Raw genomic sequence first — 2,766 nt, forward strand, 5'->3', positions numbered from 1 at the left:
GCGCGTACCTGGGCGGGCTGGCGGAGCGTCCCGTCCACGACCGGTCGCGGGACGCGCTGCTGGACGAGCTGGACGGCCCGCTGCCGGTGAAGGGCGACGGGTCGGTCGCTGCGGTGGAACGGCTGGTGCGGGTGGGGACGCGGGCGGCGACGCATTCGTCCGGGCCGCGCTTCTTCCATTTCGTGGTGGGCGGGTCGACGCCGGCGGCGATGGCGGGCGACTGGACGACGTCGCTGCTGGACCAGGGCGCGGGCATGTGGGTGCTGTCGCCGCTGGCCACGCGGGCGGAGACGGTGGTGCTGCGCTGGCTGAAGGAGCTGTTCGGGCTGCCCGCGTCGTTCGGCGGCGTGCTGACGCCGAGCGCGACGCTCGCGCACGTCACGGGCCTGGCGTGCGCCCGTTCCTGGTGGGCCGACCGGTACGGCGTGGACGTGACGTCGCGCGGCCTCGCGGGCCTGCCGGCGATGCCGGTGTTCAGCAGCGGGCTGGTGCACGTCAGCACCCGCAAGGCGCTGCAGATCCTCGGGTGCGGCCGGGACACGCTCCGCACGTTCTCGCGCGACGACGCGGGCCGGGTCGACCTCGCGGCCATGGACGCGGAGCTGGCGCGCGCCGGCGGCCGCGCGGTGATCGTGGCGAACCTCGGCGACGTCAACGCGGGCGACTCCGACCCCATCGGTGATCTCGCCGACCTCGCGGAGCGGCACGGCGCCTGGCTGCACGTGGACGGCGCGTTCGGCATGTTCGCCGCGCTCTCGCCCCGGACGGCGCATCTCGCGCGGGGCGTGGAACGTGCCGATTCGGTCACGGCGGACGGGCACAAGTGGCTGAACGTGCCGTACGAGAGCGGGTTCTCGTTCGTCCGCGACCAGGCGATGATGACCCGCGCGTTCGGCGCGTGGGGGGCGTCGTATCTGCCGGACGGCGACGACGAGCGGATCAACTACAACACGCTGGGCCCGGAGTCGTCGCGGCGGGCCCGGGCGCTGCCGATCTGGGCGACGTTGCGCGCGTACGGGCGGGACGGCCACCGGGCGATGGTGGAGCGGCACCTGGACATCTCCCAGCACTTGGGCGGCCTCGTCGAGGCGGCGCCGGATCTGGAGCTCCTAGCGCCGGTCCAGCTGTGCGTCGTGTGCTTCCGGTACCGTCCGGACGGCGTCCCGGAGGACCGCTTGGACGAGCTGAACGCGCGCCTGGGCGAGGCGCTGCTCGCGGACGGCCGCGTCTACGCGGGGACGAGCACCTACCGGGGCATGACGGTGTTCCGGCCCGCACCGCTGAACTGGAGGACGACAAAGGCGGACGTGGAGCGGCTGGTGGACGTCCTGCGGGAACTCGGCCCCCGCCTGACCGCCTGATCAGGCGGGCCGAGGTCGGAGCGCATCGCCCCGGCCCCGCGGCGGGCCGGCCTCAGGAGACGCAGTCGCCCCAGGACGCGGTCTCGTCGAGCTTCTCGACGGGCTCGGTGAGGCTGTACCAGCAGCCGGAGTCGTCGCGGAAGACGGCCTCGACGCCGTAGGGGCGCTTCTCCGGCGGCTGGACGAACTCGACGCCCTGGGCGGACATCCGCTCGTAGTCGCCCTGGCAGTCGTCGGTGCCGAACGCCCCCGCGCCGAGGACGCCCTTGGCGATCAGCGCCTTCATCTGCTCGGCGGAGCCGGGGTCCATCGTGGGCGGGCCCGGGACCATGAGCGCGAGGCTCAGGTCGGGCTGGTCCTTCGCGCCGAGGGTGACCCAGCGCATCCCGCCCTCGCCGAGCGTCATGTCGTCGCGGACCTCCAGGCCGAGCTTCTCGGTGAAGAACGCCTTGGCCGAGTCCTGGTCGAGCACCCAGACGGTGGCCAACCTCAGATTGGTGATCATTTCGGTCTCCCCCTTCGTGACGCGGAACCTGTGCGTCAACGCTAGGAGGCGGACGGCCGGGCCGCCTTCTCGAAAGTTGCTGCCTCCCTGGCCGGTGGGAGGCCGTGTCCGCGTCGCCGGACGCCGCTAGTCCTTGCGGAAGCCGCCCGCCCAGAACAGCACGAAGCAGCCGGGGATCGCGGACGAGTCGTTGGCACGGGCGTGCCGGCGGAACTCCGTCGGCGTCATCCCGGCCTCCTGCTTGAAGCGGGTGCAGAACGAGCCGAGGCTGGTGAAGCCGACCAGCATGCAGATCTCGGTGACGGTCAGGTTGGCGGTGCGCAGCAGGTCCTGGGCGCGCTCGATGCGCCGCCGCGCCAGGTACCGGCCCGGCGTCTCGCCGTAGACGTCGTTGAACAGCCGGACGAAGTGGTACCGCGAGTAGCCGGCGCGCGCGGCGACGGCGGCGACGTCCAGGGGCTCGGCCCAGTCGCGGTCCATGGCGTCCCTGGCCAGCCTCATGCGGCGCAGCGGCTCGGTGTCCAGGGCGGACGTCGCGCTTCCCATGCTCCGATGCTGACACATCCGACATCGTCCTGTTCAGCTCGGTGTGCGCGCTGCTGGGCTGGGGCGCGATGGCCGTCCTGGAGCGCTTCACCCGCCACGCCCGCGCCATCTGGGGCGTCCTCGCGGCGGCGGTCCTGGTGCTGTCGTTCGTGCCGATCGGCATCGAGGAGGCGACGGCGTCCACCCGCACGATGCTGACGATCATCCACATCGCGGTGGCCGTCGCGCTCCTGCCCCTCCTGCGCCGCCGCGCCGCCCGGTGAGCGCGGCCAGGCACGACGAAGGCCCTGAAGGGAACTCCTTCAGGGCCTTCGTGGCGTATCGGCCGTCAGGGGATCGGGCGGGGCCGTCAGG

At 72.9% G+C, this 2,766-nt stretch carries 3 protein-coding genes and 1 pseudogene; 2 read left to right on the top strand and 2 right to left on the bottom strand.

The annotated features are described in order from the left end of the window. On the top strand, positions 1 to 1,361 hold a 1,361-nt coding region (locus ETD83_RS41025; protein ID WP_138650637.1), incomplete at its 5' end, for a pyridoxal phosphate-dependent decarboxylase family protein. 52 nt (positions 1,362 to 1,413) lie between these two features. Here the strand turns inward: ETD83_RS41025 and ETD83_RS41030 are convergent. Beyond that, positions 1,414 to 1,866: a VOC family protein gene (locus tag ETD83_RS41030; protein ID WP_138650638.1), complete on the bottom strand. Its 453-nt coding sequence runs from the start codon at positions 1,864 to 1,866 to the stop codon at positions 1,414 to 1,416. A 126-nt stretch (positions 1,867 to 1,992) separates the two neighbouring features. Further along, positions 1,993 to 2,412, bottom strand: a complete 420-nt coding sequence (locus ETD83_RS41035) for a helix-turn-helix transcriptional regulator (RefSeq protein ID WP_205718175.1) — start codon at positions 2,410 to 2,412, stop codon at positions 1,993 to 1,995. 20 nt (positions 2,413 to 2,432) lie between these two features. On the opposite strand from ETD83_RS41035, the pseudogene ETD83_RS41040 reads away from it, so the two are divergent. Beyond that, positions 2,433 to 2,675 (top strand): annotated as a pseudogene (locus ETD83_RS41040) (DUF6069 family protein); the annotation flags it as partial. Positions 2,676 to 2,766 lie beyond the last annotated feature (91 nt).

This window comes from Actinomadura soli (genome assembly GCF_005889715.1).
In the GTDB taxonomy this organism is placed as follows: Bacteria; Actinomycetota; Actinomycetes; order Streptosporangiales; family Streptosporangiaceae; genus Spirillospora; species Spirillospora soli.

What these genes read in the sequence shown, in the direction of transcription:
- ETD83_RS41035 (WP_205718175.1), bottom strand. Translation starts at nt 2,412, where the DNA reads ATGGGAAGCGCGACGTCCGCCCTGGACACCGAGCCGCTGCGCCGCATG.
- ETD83_RS41030 (WP_138650638.1), bottom strand. Translation starts at nt 1,866, where the DNA reads ATGATCACCAATCTGAGGTTGGCCACCGTCTGGGTGCTCGACCAGGAC.